The organism is Actinoplanes sp. DH11 (assembly GCF_020873875.1).
Classification (GTDB): Bacteria; Actinomycetota; Actinomycetes; order Mycobacteriales; family Micromonosporaceae; genus Actinoplanes.
The window spans coordinates 62479-82239 of record NZ_JAHWGU010000001.1 but is presented as its reverse complement, the minus strand read 5'-3'; the positions used below and the strand labels follow the sequence as shown (position 1 = coordinate 82239).

Genomic DNA, 19761 nt, shown 5'->3' with positions numbered 1-19761 from the left:
CGGCCCTACCGGCCCAGACGTGCCACTCGCAGACCCCGGTAGACCTTCCGGTAGACCACCCCGGTCCGGCTGTTCCCGGCGTCGATCATCATGCCTCGGCCCATGTAGATGCCGACATGTCCGGGACCGACCACCAGGTCGCCAGGACGGGCCTGGGACCTCGGGACGGTACGCGCCCGGCGGGCCTGCGCCCCCGAGGAGTGCGGCAGGCGGTAGCCGGCCCGGGCGTACGCCCGCTTCGTGAAGCCCGAGCAGTCGAAGCCGTGCGGTCCCTCACCGCCGCGCACATACCGCTTGCCGACCTGCGAACGGGCGAACGCGACCACCGCGTTCAGGCCCCGGCCGCCGGCCGCCCGCAGCCGCCGGACCGTGGTGCTCCGGGTCGTCTTGCGCACCGACACGGCGCCGCGCTTGGCCACCGTCACCCGCTTCTGCTGCACCGCGACGCGACGCGGTGCCGCCTTCCGCGAGGCCGGGCGCTGGGTCCGCGCGTCCGCCCTCGCCGGACGCTGGGCCTGGGCGTTCGTTGCCGAGCGCTGGGCCTGGGCGTTCGTTGCCGAGCGCTGGGTCTGCGCGTTCGTTGCCGAGCGCTGGGTCTGCGCGTTCGTTGCCGAGCGCTGGGTCTGCGCGGTGCTCGCACCGAGGCGCTGGGCGTTTCCGGCCGCCAGGCGCTCGGCCCGCGCGTTCGCTGCTGCCGTTGCCCTTGCTGCTGCCGTCGACGTCGCCGTCGCCTTTGCCGTTGTCGGGCGCAGGGCTTGTGCCGGGCGGGTCACCTTCAGCGCGGCCGCGCGCCGGGGGATGGCCGGCCGGACCGCCGGCCGGCGGAGAACCGAGCGGGACACCCGGGAGTCACCCGCCATCCGGGCCCTCAGCAAATTGTCGCTCTTGAAAAGATCTCCGGCTGCCGGCGGCAGTTCCGGGTTGAGGCGCGTAACGGGAGTCATGCCCGGCGTGGCCTGCGGTGTCGTCGTGGCGACGGCCTCCGCGGCGTGGTCGGCGGGCTCTACGGCCGGCGCGATGACAGCCAGCGCCATAGCGCCCGCGGTCAGCACCCGGCGGGTGGACGAACCGTGCAGTGTTGCCTCCGAAATAGGCCCGGGGCACTCGCGCGAATCCCATCAACAGCGCGGCGGATGCTGCATGCCGTGCTTTTGCCTCCGTCGAAGGTGGGCAATGGGAACCCGGACAACCATGCGTATTCCGTGGACCATGCCAACACAAGATCGAATGAGCCGGGGCAGGATTCCGCTAATTGATCCCCCCGATCTCGCCAAAGATAAACGTGCTGCGGTCACCCGGCCGGTGGGAGGGTGACGCGCACGCCCGGTGTGGACAGCGCCCCGTGCACCGAGACCTCGACAAGCTCGGCGTCGACCGGCACGTCGAAGGCGAGTACACCGGTAACCGTGTCACCCGGCGGGATTTCGTTCAGCAACGTCGGGTTGCGATCGTTGAGAAACACCGCGGCCTGATCGGCGGCGGCGTACGCTACGCCGTTCGCGTCATACACCCGCTGCGAACCACTGTCGAACAACTCCGGTTCGGTGCCACCGTTCTTCACCGACACCTCGAGCAGACAGAAATGGCCTGCCGCCCGCTGTTCCAAGCCGTCCGGACCCACCGAGTCCAGACCGCATCGGACACCCTTCACCGCGAATTCGAAGTGGCCGGCCACCGCCGCCGCACCCGGGGCGCCGGTGGCGACCACGGCGGGCTGCCGGTCCGCGGTCGCGACCGCCCAGACCCCGAAGCTGATCAGCGCGACGACCGCGACGATCCCCCCGGCGATCCAGAGCTTCATCCGCAGCGCGGACGAGCCCGGCTCCGGGCCGTCGTCGTACGACCCGACGGCGTGGGCGGGTGCGGAACGGTGCGGTGCGTACGTCACGGAGTCCCCCAGCGGTCGGATGCAGAGCGCGACCAACGGACGCGCTGTCCGTCCATGCTGGGGTTCGACACCCCGGAATACCGTCACGACTCGCCGCATATCCGACTTAATCGGGCATATACCTCCGCGATTCTTCCCCCAGAAGAGTGATCAACTCTGCAACAGGATCTTCCCGAGATGGTCGCTGGACTCCATCAGCCGCTGCGCCTCCGCCGCCTCCGACAGCGGAAACGTGGTGTGGATGATCGGCTTCACGAGGCCCGCCTCGACCAGCGGCCACACCCGATCCCGGACACCCGCCACGATCCGCGCCTTGTCCTCGAGCGGCCGCGCCCGCAACGACGTCGCCGAAACCCGCCCCCGCTTCGCCATCAGAGCCCCCAGATCGAGCTCCGCGGACGAACCGCCCTGCATCCCGATCACCGTGATCCGGCCGTCCGGCGCCAACGCCTCGACGTTGCGGGCCAGATATTTAGCACCCACGATGTCCAAAATCACATCCGCGCCGCGGCCACCGGTGAAGTCACGCACCGCCCGGACGAAGTCATCCGTCGTGTAGTCCACCGCCAACGACGCACCGAGCGCCAGCAACCGCTCATGCTTCGCCCCGCGAGCCGTCACCAGCACAGTGGCGCCGAGCGCCACACCCAGCTGCACAGCGAACGTCCCGATGCCGCTCCCACCACCGTGCACCAGCAACGTCTCACCGGCACGCAGCCGATCCCGGTCCACCACGTTGGACCACACCGTGCACGCCACCTCCGGCAACGTTGCCGCCTCCACCAGCGACAACCCCGCCGGCACCGGAAGCAGCTGCCCCGCCGGCACCGCCACCCGCTCCGCGTAACCCCCGCCGGACAGCAGCGCACACACCCGCTCACCCACGTGGTGACCCGTCACACCCGGCCCCACCGCGCTGATCACGCCGGAACACTCCAGCCCCGGATAAACCGGCGCACCCGGCGGCGGCGGGTAAAACCCCTGCCGCTGCAACACATCAGCCCGGTTCACCGCCGTCGCCGTCACGTCGACGACAACCTCGCCATCCCTCGGCTCAGGGTCAGGCACCTCGGCCCAGACCAGCCGCTTGTCCTCGATCACTATCGCGTGCATGAGGCCGACTCTGCCCCACCGGTACGACAAGAAACCTGAGCGGGTGGCAGACTGAAGCGGCATCACGGGAGGGCTCGCCTAGTGGCCGATGGCGCCGGTCTTGAAAACCGGTAAGGGGAAACTCTTCGTGGGTTCGAATCCCACGCCCTCCGCTCGACTAGCTGGCTTCGCTTCGCTTCGCGGCGATTGCCTTGTAACCGGTGAGTTGGTAGGCGTTTTTCCGCCGCCGCACACCCCGCGGCGGCGGAAAACGTCTGCCAACTCACCGGCGGCAATCGCGGGGTGCTACCGGGTGGGGCGGGGAGTTCTGTGGCTGGTTCGGCGGGACATCCAGATAGTGCGGCCGTGCTGCTGGGTGCGGATCGAGCCCGGCGGACGCGCTGAGCGCGAGCTGGCAGCTGGTGGGCTCGCTTGACCGGTGCGTTGGCCGATGCTTTCGGACGAGCACGAGCCGGTGCTGATCGTTCATGGACGGCGTGCCGGGGACTGTGTGCGGTTGATATGGGTGCTCATGGCGGCTGGACCCGTGCGGCGAACGGGCCGATTCGGGGATTCCGGGGCCGCGTTCGATCTGCGGCAGCGTGCGGCGAGGCGTGGTTGCCGCTGCGTCCGAGTTGAGGCGGCTGGCCACCGGGCCCATGCCGACGCCGATGCCGACGGCGACAACAGCAGCGGCAGCGACAACGACGGCGATGACGACGGCAGGCGGCAGCGAAGCCGGCAGCGACGGCGAGGGTTCCTGTGCTGCTTACTGGAGAGCGAGTTCCGGCTTTTCTGCCGGTTTGCGCTGGTAAAAGGGTTCGGAGCATGGCGCGCAGGATGTCAGTGCGGCGGCAGGCAAGGCAGCGGAGTGTGGCGTGCTGTTGCTTGCCCTCGGCTCCGTTGAGGTCCCTCCGAACAAGCGGCTGCGGTCGTACAAGCGCCTGCGGTCGGCTGCGCGGCGTCCGCCCGGCGGTGTTGATCTGCTAGCGATGCGAAATCGCGGTTTCAACCCCTTGATCACAGCGATTTCGCACCGCTAGCAGATCAACATCTCGCCATGCACCGCACCACCGGCCCCACCAGTGCCACTACGGCCTCCGGCCAGGGCCGCCACCCCCGCAACGGAAGCCAAGGTGACCACAGGCCGCCACCGAAGCAACGACGGCCACCGATGACAGGCCCGCCACCGGAGCAACGGGCGCCAGCCGCACGCCGGCCACCAGTGCGACCGACGCCACCCAGGCGACCGCGGCCAGCCACCACACCCAGACCACCACGGCCACCGGTGCCACCTGAGCAACCGGATCCAGAGCCACCACGCCGAGGCCACCGCTGCTGCCACCGGGACCACCGGGGAACGCGGGCCTTCATGTGCCGCGGGCGGCTTCGGCTGGACGGTGATCCGGGGGTGCGGCGCCCGGAAAGGGCGGGCTCAGTGGGAAGGGGGGTTCAGGACCATCTGGGGGCCTGCGCCCCGGTCGGCCAGGCGGTCGCTGGGGTTCACCAGCTTGCAGCGTTGCAGGGACAGGCAGCCGCACCCGATGCAGCCGGTGAGCTGGTCGCGGAGGCGTTCGAGGACGGCGATCCGTTCCTCCAGGCGGTGCCGCCAGCGGGCGGAGAGGCGGGACCAGTCGCTTTTCGTGGGGGTGCGGTTTTCCGGCAGGGAGGCGAGCGCCTCGCGGATTTCGTCGAGGGAGACGCCGACCTGCTGCGCGATCTTGATGAAGGCCACCCGGCGCAGTTCGGCGCGGTCGTATCGGCGCTGGTTGCCGCCGGTTCTGCTGGCGTGGATCAGGCCTTCGCGTTCGTAGAAACGCAGGGCGGACGGCGCCACACCGCTGCGGACGGCCAGTTCGCCGATGGTCAGTGACTCCATCCGGTCCTCCGACATAAGGCTTGAGCTGAAGTTAACTTCAACTTGCAGCCTAGACACATGACCGCTATCAGCGCACCTACCAATCCGTTGCACAACCTGCTGAGCCGGGTCACCGGTGACGCCAAGCACGCGCCGAGCGCCCACTCCACACTGGACGTGCTCTGGGTGCTCTACGACCGGGTTCTGCGAATCTCGCCGGAGACCGCCGACGAACCCGACCGCGACCGGTTCCTGCTGTCCAAGGGACACGGGCCGGCCGCCTACTACGCCGTGCTGGCCGCGAAGGGCTTCATCCCCGAGGAGTGGCTGGACGACCTCGGCGGCTGGGACAGCCCGCTCGGCCACCACCCGGACCGCGTACTGATTCCCGGCGTCGAGGCCGGCACCGGTTCGCTCGGGCACGGCCTGGGTCTGGCCGTCGGCACCGCGCTCGGGTTGCGGGCGCAGGGCTTCGACCGGACGCGGACGTTCGTGCTGGTCGGCGACGCGGAGTTGGACGAGGGCTCGAACCACGAGGCGATCGCGTACGCCGCCGCCGCCGGACTGGCCCTCACCGCCGTCGTCATCGACAACCAGTCGTCCACGCACGGGTGGCCGGGCGGGATCGAGACCCGGTTCCCCGGCTGGAGCGCCGACGTGGTCGACGGGCGCGACCACGACGCGATCGAACGTGCCCTCCGTGAGCCGGGCCGGCCGCACCTGGTCGTCGCCCGCGTCGAGCCGAAGCGAGGCTGAAGTCATGCGCGAGACATTCGTCACCACCACCACGGCGCTGCTGGCCGAGGAACCGCGTACCGCCCTGGTGCTCGCGGACATCTCCGGGGACGCTTTCGAACCGGCGCTGCGCGACCACCCGGACCGGGTCTTCAACGTCGGCATCCGCGAGCAGTTGATGGCCGGGGTCGGCGGCGGGCTGGCGCTCACCGGGATGCGGCCGATCCTGCACTCGTACGCGCCGTTCCTCGTCGACCGGGCCTACGAGCAGATCAAGCTGGACCTCGGGCATCAGGACGCCGGCGCGGTGCTGGTCAGCATCGGCGCCTCGTACGACGCGGCAGCCGAGGGGTACACGCATCAGTCCCCCGGTGACGTCGCCCTGCTGGACACGCTGGAAGGCTGGACCGTGCACGTGCCGGGCCACCGCGACGAAGTGCCGGGGCTGCTCCGCGCGGCTGTCCGGCACGACGACCGGGTCTATGTGCGGCTCTCCGAGCGGGAGAACCGGGAGGCGTACGCGGACGGCAGCGTCCTCCGCCGGGGCCGCGCCACGGTGGTCGCCGTCGGGCCGATGCTTGACCCGGTGCTGGAGGCGACCGAGGGGCTCGACGTGACGGTGGTCTACACCAACACGCCGCGCCCCTGGAACGTGGACATCCCGGCGTCGGACGAGGTCGTCGTCGTCGAGCCCTACCTGGCCGGCACCTCGGCGCGGCACGTCAGCCGGGCGCTGCGCACGACCAGGCACCGGGCGCTGCACCTGGGTGTCGGTTCCGCCGAGGTGCGCCGGTACGGCACCTGGCGCGATCACGCCCGGGAGCACGGCCTCGACCCGGCCGGCCTGCGCCGGTCGATAAGCGCGTTCCTCTGAAAGGACGACGACCGCGAGGGCGCCGAACCGGATCCAGGCGAACGCGAGGGCCCGGAGCCGGCGAAGGCGCGGCCGGCGAAGGCGCGGAGACGGCTCAGGCGAACGCGAGGCGCGCCGGCGCCGCCACGGGGGCGGGCGCCGGAGCAGGAGCCGGGGAGGAGGCCGGCGCGGGTGCGGGGGCGGGCTCGGCACGGCGGCCGTGGAAGACCTGGCGGAGCAGGTCTTCCACCCGCCAGACGGCCGCCGTGTCGCCCAGCCGAAGGCGGAACCGCTCGCGCACCCCGTCCACCGCCGTGGCGGCCAGCTCGATGCCGGGTTTGGAGCCTTCGAGGCGCCACGTCACATTGCTCAGGTGGCGCAGGTTCGCATTGAGGTGCAGGCGGACCCGGTGCAGCGCACGCGTCTCCTGGGTCACCACGAGACGGCGCTGGGTCAGCAGCAGGTGGTAGTCGCCGGAGAGCGGCGCGCCGGGCCTGGCGCACCGGACCACCAGGACTGCGGGGTCGTCCTGGTCGACGCAGCTTCGGAAGACGGTCATGTGCCGATTCGCGGCCGGACTGGCCGATCCGGCATCTGCGGCTTGGTGGAACGTACTGGCGAACACGTCCATGTGATGTTCAACGCGGGATGAACGGACGAGGAGTCGGCGACCCGGCTGAATATCGAATTACAGCCAAGCGGTACGCGTGGTGCCGTTCATTCTGTGACGCGCTGACATAGTTGTGTCATGCAGTGGCGCGTCAGGCCGGTCCTCCCGGTCACGAAGCTGATGGGCGCGGTCGCCGCGCTGGTTCTGGTCGCGGCGTTCGGCGGCGGCGACCCGGTGCGCTGGGGTCTCGCGATCGCGGCCGCGGCCGGCCTCACCGGCTGGGCACTGCGGGATCTGCTGATCCCGGTCCGCCTGACGGCGGACGCTCAGGGCGTCACGGTGGTCACCGGCCTGGCCCGCCGCCGGCATCTGCCCTGGTCGAAGATCGAGAGAGTACGGGTGGACAGCACCGTCCGCCGCGGCCTGCGCAGTGAGCTCCTGGAGATCGACGCCGGCGACGCCCTCTACCTGTACAGCGCCAACGACCTGGGTGCCCTCCCGCAGGACGTGGTCACCCAGCTGGCCGACCTGCGCCGCTGAGCCAAGCTAACCCAGCAGACCCTGCGTGCGATAGACCGCGGCCGCGACGATGGCCAGCAGGATCAGGGTGCAGCCGATCGCCTGTTTCAGGCCGCGGTTGGGCCGGTTCACATAGACCAGCGCGACGCTCGCGGCCGCGCCCGCCACCAGGCCACCCAGGTGACCGGCGATCGAGATGCCCGGAATGGTAAAGGTGAAGATCAGGTTCACCACCAGCAGCGGCACCAGCTGACTGGAGTCGCGCATCATCCGCCGGTTGACCACGATGACCGCGATCACCAGGCCGAACGTCGCCGTGGACGCACCGGCCGAGGGCTGGTTGGGCGCCTGGAAGACGTAGGCCGCGACGTTGCCGCCGAGACCGGCGAGCAGGTAGAGCGCGGCGAACCGGAGCGGGCCGAGCTGGGCCTCCAGGTAGCGGCCGAGCTGCGCCACGAGCAGCATGTTGAGCAGCAGGTGCAGCAGGCCGTAGTGCAGGAACATGCCGGTGACCAGCCGGTACCACTCGCCGGTGGCGATGCCGTGCAGCTCGCCGTCCGGGTAGTACGCAACGCCGAGCACCTCGCCCCAGTCGGTGAGCCCGGTGCCGGAGCCGAGCAGGCCGAACCAGCTGCCGGAGCCGGCCAGCGCCCGGGGGCCACCGATGACCGCGGACGCCAGCATGACCAGCGAGTTGATCACGATGATGGCGGTCGTCACGTAGCCGAGGTGGCCGGCACGACTGCCCCCGAAGGCGGTGCGTGCCGGCCGCTGGCTGCGACGTCCCTCGTTGACGCAGTCCGGGCACTGGTGGCCGACGGACGCGTCGTTCATGCAGCTGGTGCAGATCGGTCGCCCACACCTGCTGCATGTGATGAGCGTCTCCCGCGTCGGATGGCGGTAACACACCGGCGCGGTCGAAGGAGCCTCACTCATGGCACCAAAGGTACCCGGAGTGGTCAGGAACGCTCGATCTCCACGCGCTCGATCACGACGTCCTCACGGGGCCGGTCGCCCGGTCCGGTCGGCGTGGTGGCGATCGAGTCGACGACCTTCGCGGACTGCTCGTCGGCGACCTGACCGAAGATCGAGTGCCGGCGGTTCAGGTGCGGGGTCGGCGCCACGGTGATGAAGAACTGCGAACCGTTGGTGCCCGGGCCGGCGTTCGCCATGGCGAGCAGGTACGGGCGGTCGAAGCTGAGCTCCGGGTGGAACTCGTCGGCGAACTGGAAGCCCGGGCCGCCGCGACCGGTGCCGGTCGGGTCACCCATCTGGACCATGAAACCGGGGATGACCCGGTGCGAGATGGTGCCGTCGTAGTAGGGGCCGTTGCCCGTCTGACCAGTACGCGGGTCCTTGTACTCCTTGGTGCCTTCGGCCAGCTCCACGAAGTTGCGGACGGTCGCCGGGGCGTGATCCGGGAAGAGCTGAAGCCGGATCGGGCCGTGATTGGTGTGCAGGGTGGCGTAAATGTTCTCGGCCACGGGTACTCCCGTCTGCGGTGATGGGATTGCTCTCGTCAATTCGGATCCTCCCCCATGTCGGGGATCCGGCCGCGCGGGGGTACCCGAGAAGGCAACATGGCCTGGGAGAAGACCACAGGAGGTGGGCACTGGTGTTCGCAACATTGCGCCGTAGAAGCCGCAAGGCGAAGATGCGGAACGAGCTCGGCCAGAGCGTGGATCACTTCAAGCGCGCTGCGTCGATCGCCGCACAGGAGACGGGTGCGACGGTGGCGCCCAAGTTCAACGCGGCCCGGGACCGGGTCCAGCCCGCTGCCACCAAGGCGAAGGACGCCGCCACGGACAGCTGGGACAGCGCGCTCGCGGCGCTCACCCCGCTGGTGGCCGCGGCGACGGACAACGTCCGGCTGGCCGGCAAGACGGCCAAGAAGCAGAGCAAGAAGGAGATCAAGGCGGACCGCAAGGCCGCCGAGAAGCTCCAGAAGAAGGCCGTGAAGGCGGCCGGGCGCAAGCCGAGCCGCAAGGGCAAGCTCGCCGGTTACGCGCTTCTCGGCACCGCGGTCGGCCTCGGCGCGGCGTACGTCGCCCGGCGTCGCCGTGACTCCCAGTGGGACGAGTACGAGCCGGCTCCCGCCACGCACGCCGGTGGCGCGGACGACGCCGCGTTCGAGCCGATCGAGCCGGTCGTCTACACCACGGCCAACGGCACGGTCGCCGATTCCACCAAGCAGAACCCCCGGTAACGCCGTCAGGCTCGGCCGGCCCGGACAGGATCCAGGGCCGGCCCGGCCGGCAGGTACGAGACCAGCCCCGCCGGCACCCGGAGCGGCTGGACTTTCGCATATCCAAGCCGGGCCAGCAGGTCCCGGCTCGACAGCCGGAACCGCAGGCCCGCGTCGGTGACCAGGTCCACCGGGTCACCGGCCGGCGCGACGAGCGCGCCGCGCCCGCGAGCCACGTGCACCCGGTCCACCCGGGTCGGCCCGGCCGGTGCCGCGCCGCTCGGGAACGTCGCGTCCACCCGTACCACCGCTGGTTGATCCGCACCCGCGAGGGTGACGCACGCACTCACCGGGGCATCACTCAGCCGGGGGATCCCGGCCGGCAGGCCGATCGCGGCGGGCAGGCGCGCGGTGGAGGCCGGCAACCGGCGGAATTCGGCGCCGATCGCGATCACCGGGCCCAGCAGCCGGGCCTGCAACGCGCTCACCGGTGTGATGCCGTCACGCAGCACCGCCGCGAACTGACTTCCGTCGGTCACCACCTGACCCACCGGACGCCCGTCGATCACCGAGGGACCGCCCGCGCCGGGGATCCGCGGCGCGGACAACTCGGGGCCGGCCGGGATCACGTCGACCCAGGCCGAGGGCACCGGCCAGGGCGGGTGCCCGAACCAGCCGAGCGCGCGCTGCGCCCCATCGGCGACCGCGAACCGGTGGCCCTCGGCGAGCAGCTGGATCCGCCCGGCCCCGTCGCGCGTCAGCAGACCGTCCGGCCGGCCACCACCCGCCGGTACCGCGCCCACCAGCAGCGTCGTCACGCCCGCCGCCACACACACCGACCAGGACCCGGTCAGCAGGTCCTTCGCAGCCGGCAGTGAGTCCGGCGCGCCCGGGATGCCGAGCGGCTCACCCAGCGGCACCGCGGCCAGCCGATCGGCACGCACGGTACGCAGCCGCGGCCGGTCCCCCCGGGTCAGCAGCAGCCCGGACGTGTAGTTGAGCACCGGGTGCAGGCGCCCGGACGCCGGCCGGTAGACGTAGCGGGTCCCGGTCTGGCGGTCGAGCAGGATCGCGTCCGGATCGGTGGCCACGGTCCGGCTGTGCCCGGTGAACAGCCCGTACGCCGCGGCGGCACCCACCGCGACAGCCGCCACGAGCAGCCCGGCCAGCGCGGCCGCCCAGCCCCGGCGCAGCGGCGGGCGCGGCGGGTCCGGTTCGTGACCGACCACCGCGGACACCACGCGTTGCACCGCGAACCGATGCGAGTGCAGTTCGTGCACGCCGCCGATCCTATCGGCGAACGTCGATGATCAGAGCCAGTCGTTGCGGCGGAAGGCCCGGTAGAGCAGCACCGTGATCACCGAGAGGATGGCGACCAGCCCGGGGTAGCCGTACTTCCAGTCCAGTTCCGGCATGTAGGTGAAGTTCATGCCGTAGATGCCGGCGAACGCGGTCCACACCGTGGCGATACCGGCCCAGGCCGCAATCTTGCGCATGTCGTTGTTCTGGTCCACGGTCACCTGGGCCAGGCGCGCCTGAAGTATCGAGTTGAGCAGGTCGTCGTAGGACGAGACCTGCTCGACGGTCCGGGTCAAGTGGTCCTGGACGTCCCGGAAATACCGCCGGATCTCCTTGGGCACCAGACCGTGGCTGGACGTGATCGCGGCGAGCGGGCGCTGCAGCGGCACCACCGCGCGGCGGAACTCCACGAGCTCCCGCTTCAACTGGTAGATCTGCTGGATCGGTGCGGACCGGTCCCGGGAGAAGACGCCCTCCTCGATGATGTCCAGATCCGCCTCGACCTGGTCGGCCACCTCGAGATAGTTGTCGACCACGCGGTCGGTCACCGCGTACGCCACCGCCCACGGCCCCTGCTCCAGCAGCGCCGCACGATCGCTCTCCAGGGCCGCCCGGACCGGCGCCATCTCGGACGCGTCGCCGTGCCGGACCGTGATCACGAACCGCTCGCCGATGAAAATCATCATCTGGCCGGTCTCGACCACCTGAGAACTCTCGGTCAGCTCCTGGTGCGGCACGTAGCGGGCGGTACGCAGCACCAGGAAGTGCACCGAGCCGAACTGCTCCAGTTTCGGCCGCTGCTCCGCCTTGACCGCGTCCTCCACGGCGAGCTCGTGCAGCCCGTAGGTGCGGGCGATCGCCGCCATCTCGTGCGCGGTGGGCTCGTGCAGGCCGATCCAGACGAAACCATCCCGCCGGGACGCCTCGATCAGCGCCTGGTCCGGGGTGAACTCACCGGGCATCCGCTCGCCGGCCACGTAGACGCCGCAGTCGATGACGAACGCGTGCGGACCGGTGCGTACGCGGTGATCGCCGTTGTCGCCGTTGCTGGTGAAGGGGTTTATCGCTCGCATCCGGGCGGCCCAGAGCTTGCCGAGAGGCCGGCCCCTGGTCCAAGCGCCCGTGTCCCGCTCGGTCATGCCAACCTCCCCCGGATCGCCAAACCCGTCGAGGCTACCCGGTCCGCCCCGCGCCGGCTCGGAAGAACCCGAACCGGCGCGGACGCCGTCAGCCCCGAACCTCTTCGATCGCCTCCGCGATCCGCCGCACGCCCTCGTCGATCTGGTCGACGGTGACCGCGGAGTACGCCAGGCGCAGCGAGTTCTTGCCGCCGTCCAGCAGGAAGTCACTGCCCTTGACGACCGCGACGCCCTTCTTCATGGCCGCCGGGAACAGCTTGTCCACATCCACGTCGGAGGGCAGGTCCACCCAGAGGAAGTAACCGCCGTCCGGGTCGGTGAACGTCGCGCCCGGGATGTGCTTGCGGATGGACTCGGCGAGCACCCGGGCCCGCTCGCCCAGCGCCGCGCTGACCGTGCGCACCGACTTCTCGATGTCGCCGGAGACGCAGAACTGGTGCACGATCGCCTCGGAGACCATGCCCGGGGAGATGTAGAGGTTGGTGGCCTTCTTCGCGATCGCGTCGATCAGCGCGGCCGGGCCGACCAGGTAACCCACCCGGACACCCGGGCAGACGGTCTTGGTGAAGCTGGAGGCGTGCACGACCGTGTTCTCGGTGTCCAGCGAGAGCATCGAGGGCAGCGGCTCGCCACGGAACCGGATGTCCACGTACGGGTCGTCCTCGAAGATGATGAACTCGTACTGCGCGGCGAGGGCGAGCAGCGCCTGCCGCTTCTCCAGCGACAGCGTCAGGCCGGCCGGGTTCTGGTAGTTCGGGATGATGTGCGCGAGCTTCGGCCGGACACCGGACTCGAGCAGGCCGCGCAGCTCCTCGATGTCGATGCCGTCCTCGCGGAGCGTCACCTGGTGCACCTTGGCGCCGAGGTTCTGCAGGTTGAGCAGCGTCCGGTCGTAGGTCGGCTTCTCCACCACCACGTCGTCGCCGGGACGCACCAGGTGGCCGAAGAGGAACGCGTCCGCCTGGAGCGAACCGTTCGTGACGATGACCTGGTCCGGGGAGACGTTGTGCTTGTCCGCGATCCACTTCCGCAGCGGGAGGTAACCGACGGAGGTGCCGTAGGCGGTCACACCGGCCGGATCGGCGTCGAAGGCACGGGCGGCGGCGGCCTTCAGGCCCGCCACGTCGACGATGTCCAGCGACGGGGCGCCACGGGCAAAGGAGATCAGCTGCTCAGCGGTCATGCCCATCAGCTTAGAAGCCGGGTCTATACCATTTTCCCTGTGGTCCTCGCGAGTCCTGCTGTTGGGACACATGCCGCTATCCTCGCGGGGCAGCACCACATACCTCTTCGCTGGAAGGAACCATCCCCATGATCGGTCTGGTACTCGCCGCCGGGGCCGGGCGCAGGTTGCGCCCGTACACGGACACCCTCCCGAAGGCGCTGGTCCCGGTTGACGGAGAGACCACGATCATGGACATCTCGCTGCGCAACCTGGCGGCCGCCGGGTTGACCGACGTGACCATCGTCGTCGGCTACTGCGCCGGCGCGGTGGAGGAGCGCGTCGACGCTTTCCAGCAGAAGTACGGCGTGAAGATCTCCCTCGTGCACAACGACAAGGCCGAGGAGTGGAACAACGCCTACTCCCTCTGGCTGGCCCGGGACCACTTCGCCCAGGGCGCACTGATGGTGAACGGCGACACCGTGCACCCGGTGAGCGTGGAGCAGACGCTGCTGGCCAAGCGCGGCCCCAGCATCCTTCTCGCTGTCGACACTGTGAAGAAGCTGGCCGACGAGGAGATGAAGACCGTCTTCAATGAAGATGGCCAGCTCACCAAGATTACGAAGCTGATGGAGCCCGCCGAGGCCTACGGCGAGTACATCGGCGCCAACATCATCGAGGCGTCCGCCGCGTCCGCGCTGGCCGACGCGCTCAAGACCACCTTCGAGCGCAACCCCGACCTCTACTACGAGGACGGCTTCCAGGAGTTCGCGAACCGCGGCGGCGAGGTCCGGGCCGCCGAGATCGGCGACCTCCCGTGGGTCGAGGTGGACAACCACGACGACCTCGCCAAGGCGCGGGAAATCGCATGCCGCTACTAGCCCGTAGCGTCCAGACCCCGCTGCACATCGAGGTGCGGCGTGGCGCGGTCGCGGACCTCGGCAAGATTCTTGCCGACGGCCGGATCTCCGCCGGCGGCGACGTCGCCGTGGTGGTCGGCCCGGGCATCGGCGAGCAGATCGTCGACCTGCTGCGTCCCTCGCTCTCCTCGGCGGGCATCTACGTGACCACGGGCGGCACGCTCGACGCGGCGCTCGAGCTCGCCGACAAGCTGCGCTCCGGCAACTACGACGCGGTGGTCGGCATCGGCGGCGGCAAGACCGTCGACACCGCGAAGTACGCGGCCAGCCGCTGGGGCCTGCCGATGGTCTCGGTGGCGACCAGCCTCGCCAACGACGGCATCGCCTCGCCGGTGGCGAGCCTGGTCAACGACGGGATCAAGGGGTCGTACGGGGTGCACATCCCGTTCGGCGTCATCGTCGACCTGGACTTCGTGGAGAACGGGCCGGACCGCGTCAACCGGGCCGGCATCGGCGACGTGATCAGCAACATCAGCGCGCTCGCCGACTGGGAGCTGGGCCGCGAGGTGCGTGGCGAACCGGTCGACGGCTTCGCCGCCTCGCTGTCCCGGATGGGCGCCGAGGCCGTCCTGTCGATGCCCGGCGACATGAACGACGACGCCTTCGTCACGGTGCTGGCCGAGTCCCTGATCTCCAGCGGTCTCGCGATGGCGGTCAGCGGCAGCAGCCGGCCGTGCAGCGGGGGCTGCCACGAGATCATCCACGCCACCGACTCGCTCTTCCCGGGCACCGCGTCGCACGGGGAACTGGCCGGTCTCGGCGCGCTCTTCTGCACCTTCCTGCGCGGTGACGAGCGCCGGTTCGCCCAGATGGCCGACTGCCTGGCCCGGCACCAGCTGCCGCGGACGCCCAGTGACGTCGGCCTGGACGCCGAGCAGTTCGTCCAGGTGATCGAGTTCGCACCGCGTACCCGTCCCGACCGCTACACGATCCTGGAGCACCTCGCGATGACTCCCGAGGAGATCCACCGGAGGCTGGCCGAGTATGACGACGCCGTCGCGGCCCGCTGAGGCCCCGCCGACCGCTGCCGACTACTACGCCGCCAATCGCGGCGGCGGCCTCTTCAGTGAGGCGATCAGTCAGCGGATCGGCTCGCGCATCGCGGTGTTCGCGCACAAGCACCACCTGTCGCCGACCGTCCTGACCGTGTTCAACCTCGGTCTGGGCTGCATCACCTCGTTCGCCGTGATCGCGGCGGCCGGGCCGGTGGCCGACGGTTTCTGGGCGGCGCCGGTCGGCCTGCTCGCGCTGATCGGCTGGCAGCTGGCGTACGCGTTCGACTGCTCCGACGGCCAGCTGGCCCGGGTGACCGGGCAGGCCAGCCCGGCCGGCGGCCGGCTCGACGTGCTGTGCGACGTCGCCGTGCAGTCGTCGCTCGTCGCCGCGCTGGCGGCGGTGGCGAAGGCACAGGAGCCGGACACCCCGGCCTGGCTGCTGGCCGCCTTCGCCGCCACCTGGATGGTCAACCTGGTCACCTCGGTGATGCAGACCGGCAGCCAGGCGTCGAGTATGGTGCCCAGCCAGTCGCTGCCGGTCCGCGCGGTGAAACTGATCCGCGACTACGGCGCCGTGGTGACGCTGGCCGGCGTGGTGCTGACCGTGGCGCCGCAGTTGACGGTCTGGTTCGTCGGGCTGTTCACCCTGATCAACGGCGGTTTCCTTGCCGCCAGCATCGCCTTCACCGGGCGTGCCGCGCTGCGCGGCTGACGGATCACACCCGCACCGGGATGGCGCTGGACGAGCCGATCACCTGACCGGCCTCGTCCAGCGCCTCCGCCACCACGTACTGCGGGATGCCGGTGACCGGGAACGTCGTCTCGAACCCGGACCGCTCCGCCTCCGCCCCGGCCGACAACCTCCCCGGCTGCTCACCGGTGCGCGCGCGCCACCGGCGTACCCCGGTGTGGCCGTTCCAGCTGACGCTGACGATCGTGTTGCCGCCCTCCACCCGCAGCCCCAGCGCCGGCTGGTCGTGGGCGGCCGCGGCCCACTCCGCCTTGTACGCGCGGTACGACTGGTTGCCCGCCGGAAGGTGCCCGGCCAGTCGCACGGTGCCGTCCGCGTGGTGCTCGGTGAAGTGCGGTTTCTCGCCCCACCCCACGAACGACCCGCCGTCGGGAAGCTCCCGGAAGTTGCCCTGGGTCGGCGCCGACAGCCGTTCCGGGTGCACGAACTCGGCGGCGAACGTGACCGTCCGGGCCTTCTCGTCGACCCGGAACACCAGGCCGCGCGAGTGGTCCCGTTCGACGGTGATCCCGGCGCCGTTGTCGAAGACGCTGTAACTGCCGTCGCGCCGCCGCTGGAAGTCGTGCTGCCAGGAGAAGGCCGACCGCTCGTCGACCCGGAAGTCCGACTTCTTGCCGCCGATCCGCCAGATCACCTCGCCGGTCCGCCGGTGCACCTTGTACACCGCCCAGGTGTGCCGCGCGGAGAAGAGCAGGTGGCCGTCGGTGTCCACGCTCACCGAGTTGGGGTGCAGGTAGTCGTAGGGCAGGTGGGCGGAGTCGCCCTGCGGCAGCGGCGCATAGGACTCGTCGATGCCGATGTGGTCGCGGGCCCGCCATTCGAAGACCTTCCGGCCGGTCGCCACGTCGATCTCCTGGAGCACGCCGTCGTGCAGCACCCCGTCGGCCGGCCCGCCCTGCCCGGTGAGGTCGTACGCCACCGGGTCGTACACCCAGAACAGCGCCGTGCCCTGCGTGGTCAGCACCAGGTCGTGCTGGTCGGCCTGTTCGGTGCCGGCCGCCCGGATCCGGGTGATCTCCCGGTACGACTGGTCGGCGACGACGAACTCGCCCTGCCCGACGCCCTGCCCGCCGGTGCCGCCGATCGTCCCCTCCCACCAGGTCAGCACCGGACGCCCGCGGTAGGTCTGCGGCTTGAAATCGATCGCGACGGTGGCCGGGTCAGGCACTTCGCGGAACCAGACCGGCGAACCCCGCTCATCCACGATCAGCGGCCCGCGCAGGGCACTGCCGGCGAACGGGGTCAGGAAGACGAAGCCGCCGGAGGTGCCGGTGGCCGGCGTGGTGACGGTGACGTCCGGAAGGGTGTCGAGGTCGGGCCGGGACCGGTACTTGGCCTCGGGGGTGGCGGGCTGCGCCGCCGGGGCCGCCGCGGTGGTGGTCCCGTCGCCTCGTCGCCCGAGGAGGAATCCGCCGCCGCCGGCCAGCACGGCCGCGGCGGCGGAAGTGGTCAGCAGTGTCCGCCGGGAGATGCCTGATCGCTCGTTCACGGTCGCGGATTTCCCCGGCCACCGGGAGAACTATCTGTTCGTCGGCTGTGAATCCAGGTCCGCGTAGATCTCGATGAGCCGCTTGGTGAGCACGTCGGGATGGAAGTGGCGGAGGTACCGCTCCCGGGCCGCCCGGGCCGCGGCGGCGGCGCCCGCCCGGGCCACCGGCAGCACAGCGGCGAGCGCGGCCGGGTCCGGCTCGGCGAGCCAACCGGCCGCCTCCGGTCCGGAACCGATCAGGTACGGGATGCCGCCCACCGCCGTGCCGAGCACCGCCCGGCCGCTCGACATCGCCTCCAGGATCACCGTAGGCAGCACGTCCTCCCAGGTCGGCGCCGCGATCACCACGGCCGAGGCGGTACGCGCCGCGGTCATCCCGGCCCGGTCCAGCGGGCCCAGGTAGAGCACGTCCGACCGGTCGGCGGCGGCCTGCTCGGCGAGCGGCCGCAACTCGCCGTCCCCGGCGATCCGCAGCACGCCCAGCGAGCCGTCCGGGTGCCGGCGCCACGCGTCGAGCAGCAGGTCCAGGCCTTTCTCCGGGGAGAGGCGGGCGCCGTAGAGGAAGCCGTCCCCGAGCGGCGCCGGCGTGCCCGGGTCCGGCAGCCCGTTCGGCTTGATCACGATGTGCTCGGGCGGGATGCCGTAGTCCACCAGGTGCGCCGCGATCTTGTCGGTGAGCGCGATGTAGCGGTCCACCGAGCGCCAGGTCGGCCGGTGCACGGCGAGCGTGGTCGCCATGATCGCGCTCTGCGCCGCCGACCCGCGGTAGCAGCGGTGCTTGATCGCCGGCCAGCCGAGCAGCTTGCCGCGGCAGTCCCGGCAGTTGTGGCCGTCCCGGAAGTACAGCCCCGAGGAGCAGACCTGCCGGTAGTTGTGCACGGTCTGGACCACCGGCACGCCGTGCGCGTGCGCGGTGCGGATCACCCACGGCGAGAGGAGGGGGTACGGGTTGTGCAGGTGCAGAACGTCGGGCTTCTCGACTTTCAGCAGATTTGCGAGATCTTTCTGAGCCGGGGCGCCGTAGATCGGGGATATCGGCAGCAGGGCCTTCTGCGCGGCCGGCATCCCGGCGATCGAGTCCGAGCTCCGCTGGAACGGCACCACCGCGACCCCGGCCTCGCGCAGCTGGCCGATCTCGGTGTCCACGATGACGTTCTCACCCGACGGGATCGCCTCGCGATACCGGTTGTGCGCAACCACCACCTTCATGGGGCGAGACGCTACCGTGAGGTGGTGCCCGAACTCCCCGAGGTCGAGGCGCTCGCTGCCTACCTTCGCGAGCGCGCGCTCGGCCACACCGTGGACCGCTTCGAAGTCGCCTCTTTCAGCGCGCTGAAGACGTACGACCCGGCGCCCTCCGCCGTGGCCGGTCTGCCGGTGACGAGCGCCGGCCGGCACGGCAAGTTCCTCGACGTCGGTCTCGGCCCCGACCTGCACCTCGTCGTCCACCTGGCCCGGGCCGGCTGGCTGCACTACCGCGACTCGTTCAAGTCACCGGCGCCGCTCAAGCCCGGCAGCGGCCCGATCGCGATCCGGGTGCGGCTCGACGACGGCTCCGGGTTCGACCTGACCGAGGCCGGCACCCAGAAGTCGCTCGCCGCCTACCTGGTCCGTGACCCGGCCGAGGTGCCGGGCGTGTCGCGCCTCGGCCCGGACGCCCTGGCTGTCTCCCTGGACGAGTTCACCGAGCTCCTCAAACAGCGCAACGGGCAGGTCAAGGGCGTACTCACCGACCAGGAGGTGCTGGCCGGCATCGGCAACGCGTACTCCGACGAGATCCTGCACGCCGCGAAGCTGTCACCGTTCGCCCTCACCGGCAAGCTCACCGACGAACAGATCATTTCGTTGTACGAGGCGATGCGCTCAGTGGAAATCGACGCCGTGGAACGGTCCGTCGGGCAGAAGGCAGCCGAACTCAAGGGCGAGAAGCGAGCCGGGATGCGGGTGCACGCCCGGACCGGCCTGCCGTGCCCGGTCTGCGGCGACACGGTCCGCGAGGTCTCGTTCGCCGACAAGAGCCTGCAGTACTGCCCCACCTGTCAGACCGGTGGGAAACCGCTCGCCGACCGTCGCCTGTCCAAGCTCGTGCGGTGAACCGGCCGGTGAATCTGCCACCGATCGGTCACGGTGCGTGCATGTGGGGATTGCCGCCCCAACGTCACCTTCCGCCCGGCCGATCCATCGGTATAGTGGCCCGGTCCCTGGCAACCGTTGTGACGCGAACGGGTATCGGCGGACCCGCCGACGGCCCGGAGGTCGTGGCGGT

General features: G+C 70.5%; 20 protein-coding genes and 1 tRNA gene. 9 read left to right on the top strand and 12 right to left on the bottom strand.

Annotated features, from left to right (window positions below):
- Positions 1-5 precede the first annotated feature (5 nt).
- From LPA41_RS00415 to LPA41_RS00405, 3 genes are all read right to left on the bottom strand, one after another.
- Positions 6-1034: a C40 family peptidase gene (locus tag LPA41_RS00415; RefSeq protein ID WP_229067414.1), complete on the bottom strand. Its 1029-nt coding sequence runs from the start codon at positions 1032-1034 to the stop codon at positions 6-8.
- Between the two features lie 257 nt (positions 1035-1291).
- Positions 1292-1888, bottom strand: coding sequence for a DUF4352 domain-containing protein (locus LPA41_RS00410; RefSeq protein WP_229067413.1), 597 nt, complete (start codon positions 1886-1888; stop codon positions 1292-1294).
- Between the two features lie 150 nt (positions 1889-2038).
- Positions 2039-3001: an NAD(P)H-quinone oxidoreductase gene (locus tag LPA41_RS00405; protein ID WP_229067412.1), complete on the bottom strand. Its 963-nt coding sequence runs from the start codon at positions 2999-3001 to the stop codon at positions 2039-2041.
- Between the two features lie 67 nt (positions 3002-3068).
- Between LPA41_RS00405 and LPA41_RS00400 the strand changes: the two genes are divergently transcribed.
- Positions 3069-3153 (top strand) — tRNA-Ser (locus LPA41_RS00400).
- 1262 nt (positions 3154-4415) lie between these two features.
- Here the strand turns inward: LPA41_RS00400 and soxR are convergent.
- Complete coding sequence (soxR, locus tag LPA41_RS00395) at positions 4416-4859, bottom strand: redox-sensitive transcriptional activator SoxR (protein WP_229067411.1); 444 nt, start codon at positions 4857-4859, stop codon at positions 4416-4418.
- A gap of 57 nt (positions 4860-4916) precedes the next feature.
- On the opposite strand from soxR, the gene LPA41_RS00390 reads away from it, so the two are divergent.
- Both LPA41_RS00390 and LPA41_RS00385 read left to right on the top strand, forming a co-directional pair.
- The gene (locus LPA41_RS00390) at positions 4917-5594 is read left to right on the top strand and encodes a thiamine pyrophosphate-dependent enzyme (RefSeq protein ID WP_229067410.1); all 678 of its coding nucleotides are present in this window, start codon (positions 4917-4919) and stop codon (positions 5592-5594) included.
- A gap of 4 nt (positions 5595-5598) precedes the next feature.
- Positions 5599-6447 (top strand): transketolase family protein, encoded by an 849-nt coding sequence (locus LPA41_RS00385; RefSeq protein ID WP_229067409.1) that lies wholly within the window; start codon positions 5599-5601, stop codon positions 6445-6447.
- Between the two features lie 94 nt (positions 6448-6541).
- Here LPA41_RS00385 and LPA41_RS00380 read toward each other — a convergent pair whose 3' ends face one another.
- Positions 6542-7057: a hypothetical protein gene (locus LPA41_RS00380; protein ID WP_374238084.1), complete on the bottom strand. Its 516-nt coding sequence runs from the start codon at positions 7055-7057 to the stop codon at positions 6542-6544.
- A 117-nt stretch (positions 7058-7174) separates the two neighbouring features.
- Here LPA41_RS00380 and LPA41_RS00375 point away from each other — a divergent pair, with 117 nt between their 5' ends.
- Positions 7175-7576: a PH domain-containing protein gene (locus LPA41_RS00375; protein WP_229067408.1), complete on the top strand. Its 402-nt coding sequence runs from the start codon at positions 7175-7177 to the stop codon at positions 7574-7576.
- A 6-nt stretch (positions 7577-7582) separates the two neighbouring features.
- Here the strand turns inward: LPA41_RS00375 and LPA41_RS00370 are convergent, their stop codons facing one another.
- Both LPA41_RS00370 and LPA41_RS00365 read right to left on the bottom strand, forming a co-directional pair.
- Positions 7583-8491, bottom strand: coding sequence for a rhomboid family intramembrane serine protease (locus LPA41_RS00370; protein WP_229067407.1), 909 nt, complete (start codon positions 8489-8491; stop codon positions 7583-7585).
- Positions 8492-8514: 23 nt separating this feature from the next.
- Complete coding sequence (locus LPA41_RS00365) at positions 8515-9039, bottom strand: peptidylprolyl isomerase (protein WP_229067406.1); 525 nt, start codon at positions 9037-9039, stop codon at positions 8515-8517.
- 170 nt (positions 9040-9209) lie between these two features.
- Between LPA41_RS00365 and LPA41_RS00360 the strand changes: the two genes are divergently transcribed.
- A complete protein-coding gene (locus tag LPA41_RS00360; RefSeq protein WP_229067405.1) occupies positions 9210-9761 on the top strand; it encodes a hypothetical protein in 552 nt (183 codons plus the stop codon).
- 5 nt (positions 9762-9766) lie between these two features.
- Here the strand turns inward: LPA41_RS00360 and eccB are convergent, their stop codons facing one another.
- The 3 genes from eccB to LPA41_RS00345 all read right to left on the bottom strand — a co-directional run bounded on the left by eccB (position 9767) and on the right by LPA41_RS00345 (position 13361).
- A complete protein-coding gene (gene eccB / locus LPA41_RS00355) occupies positions 9767-11020 on the bottom strand; it encodes a type VII secretion protein EccB (RefSeq protein ID WP_229067404.1) in 1254 nt (417 codons plus the stop codon).
- A 30-nt stretch (positions 11021-11050) separates the two neighbouring features.
- Positions 11051-12178 carry a magnesium and cobalt transport protein CorA gene (locus LPA41_RS00350; RefSeq protein ID WP_229067403.1) on the bottom strand — a complete coding sequence of 376 codons (1128 nt, stop codon included), beginning with the start codon at positions 12176-12178 and terminating at the stop codon, positions 11051-11053.
- Positions 12179-12266: 88 nt separating this feature from the next.
- Positions 12267-13361, bottom strand: a complete 1095-nt coding sequence (locus tag LPA41_RS00345) for a PLP-dependent aminotransferase family protein (protein WP_229067402.1) — start codon at positions 13359-13361, stop codon at positions 12267-12269.
- Between the two features lie 128 nt (positions 13362-13489).
- On the opposite strand from LPA41_RS00345, the gene LPA41_RS00340 reads away from it, so the two are divergent.
- From LPA41_RS00340 to LPA41_RS00330, 3 genes are read left to right on the top strand one after another with little or no spacing between them, the layout of a single operon-like run.
- The gene (locus tag LPA41_RS00340) at positions 13490-14221 is read left to right on the top strand and encodes a sugar phosphate nucleotidyltransferase (protein ID WP_229067401.1); all 732 of its coding nucleotides are present in this window, start codon (positions 13490-13492) and stop codon (positions 14219-14221) included.
- Positions 14209-15270 carry an iron-containing alcohol dehydrogenase family protein gene (locus LPA41_RS00335; protein WP_229067400.1) on the top strand — a complete coding sequence of 354 codons (1062 nt, stop codon included), beginning with the start codon at positions 14209-14211 and terminating at the stop codon, positions 15268-15270. The genes LPA41_RS00340 and LPA41_RS00335 overlap by 13 nt, the downstream gene beginning before the upstream one ends.
- Positions 15245-15967: a CDP-alcohol phosphatidyltransferase family protein gene (locus tag LPA41_RS00330; protein ID WP_229067399.1), complete on the top strand. Its 723-nt coding sequence runs from the start codon at positions 15245-15247 to the stop codon at positions 15965-15967. The genes LPA41_RS00335 and LPA41_RS00330 overlap by 26 nt, the downstream gene beginning before the upstream one ends.
- Positions 15968-15971: 4 nt before the next feature.
- Here the strand turns inward: LPA41_RS00330 and LPA41_RS00325 are convergent, their stop codons facing one another.
- Together LPA41_RS00325 and LPA41_RS00320 are read right to left on the bottom strand one after the other, a co-directional pair.
- Complete coding sequence (locus LPA41_RS00325; RefSeq protein ID WP_229067398.1) at positions 15972-17495, bottom strand: arylsulfotransferase family protein; 1524 nt, start codon at positions 17493-17495, stop codon at positions 15972-15974.
- A gap of 30 nt (positions 17496-17525) precedes the next feature.
- Positions 17526-18704 carry a glycosyltransferase gene (locus LPA41_RS00320; RefSeq protein WP_229067397.1) on the bottom strand — a complete coding sequence of 393 codons (1179 nt, stop codon included), beginning with the start codon at positions 18702-18704 and terminating at the stop codon, positions 17526-17528.
- A 24-nt stretch (positions 18705-18728) separates the two neighbouring features.
- Here LPA41_RS00320 and LPA41_RS00315 point away from each other — a divergent pair, with 24 nt between their 5' ends.
- Entirely contained in the window at positions 18729-19589 is an 861-nt protein-coding gene (locus LPA41_RS00315) for an Fpg/Nei family DNA glycosylase (RefSeq protein WP_229067396.1), read from the top strand.
- The last annotated feature ends 172 nt before the right edge of the window (positions 19590-19761 follow it).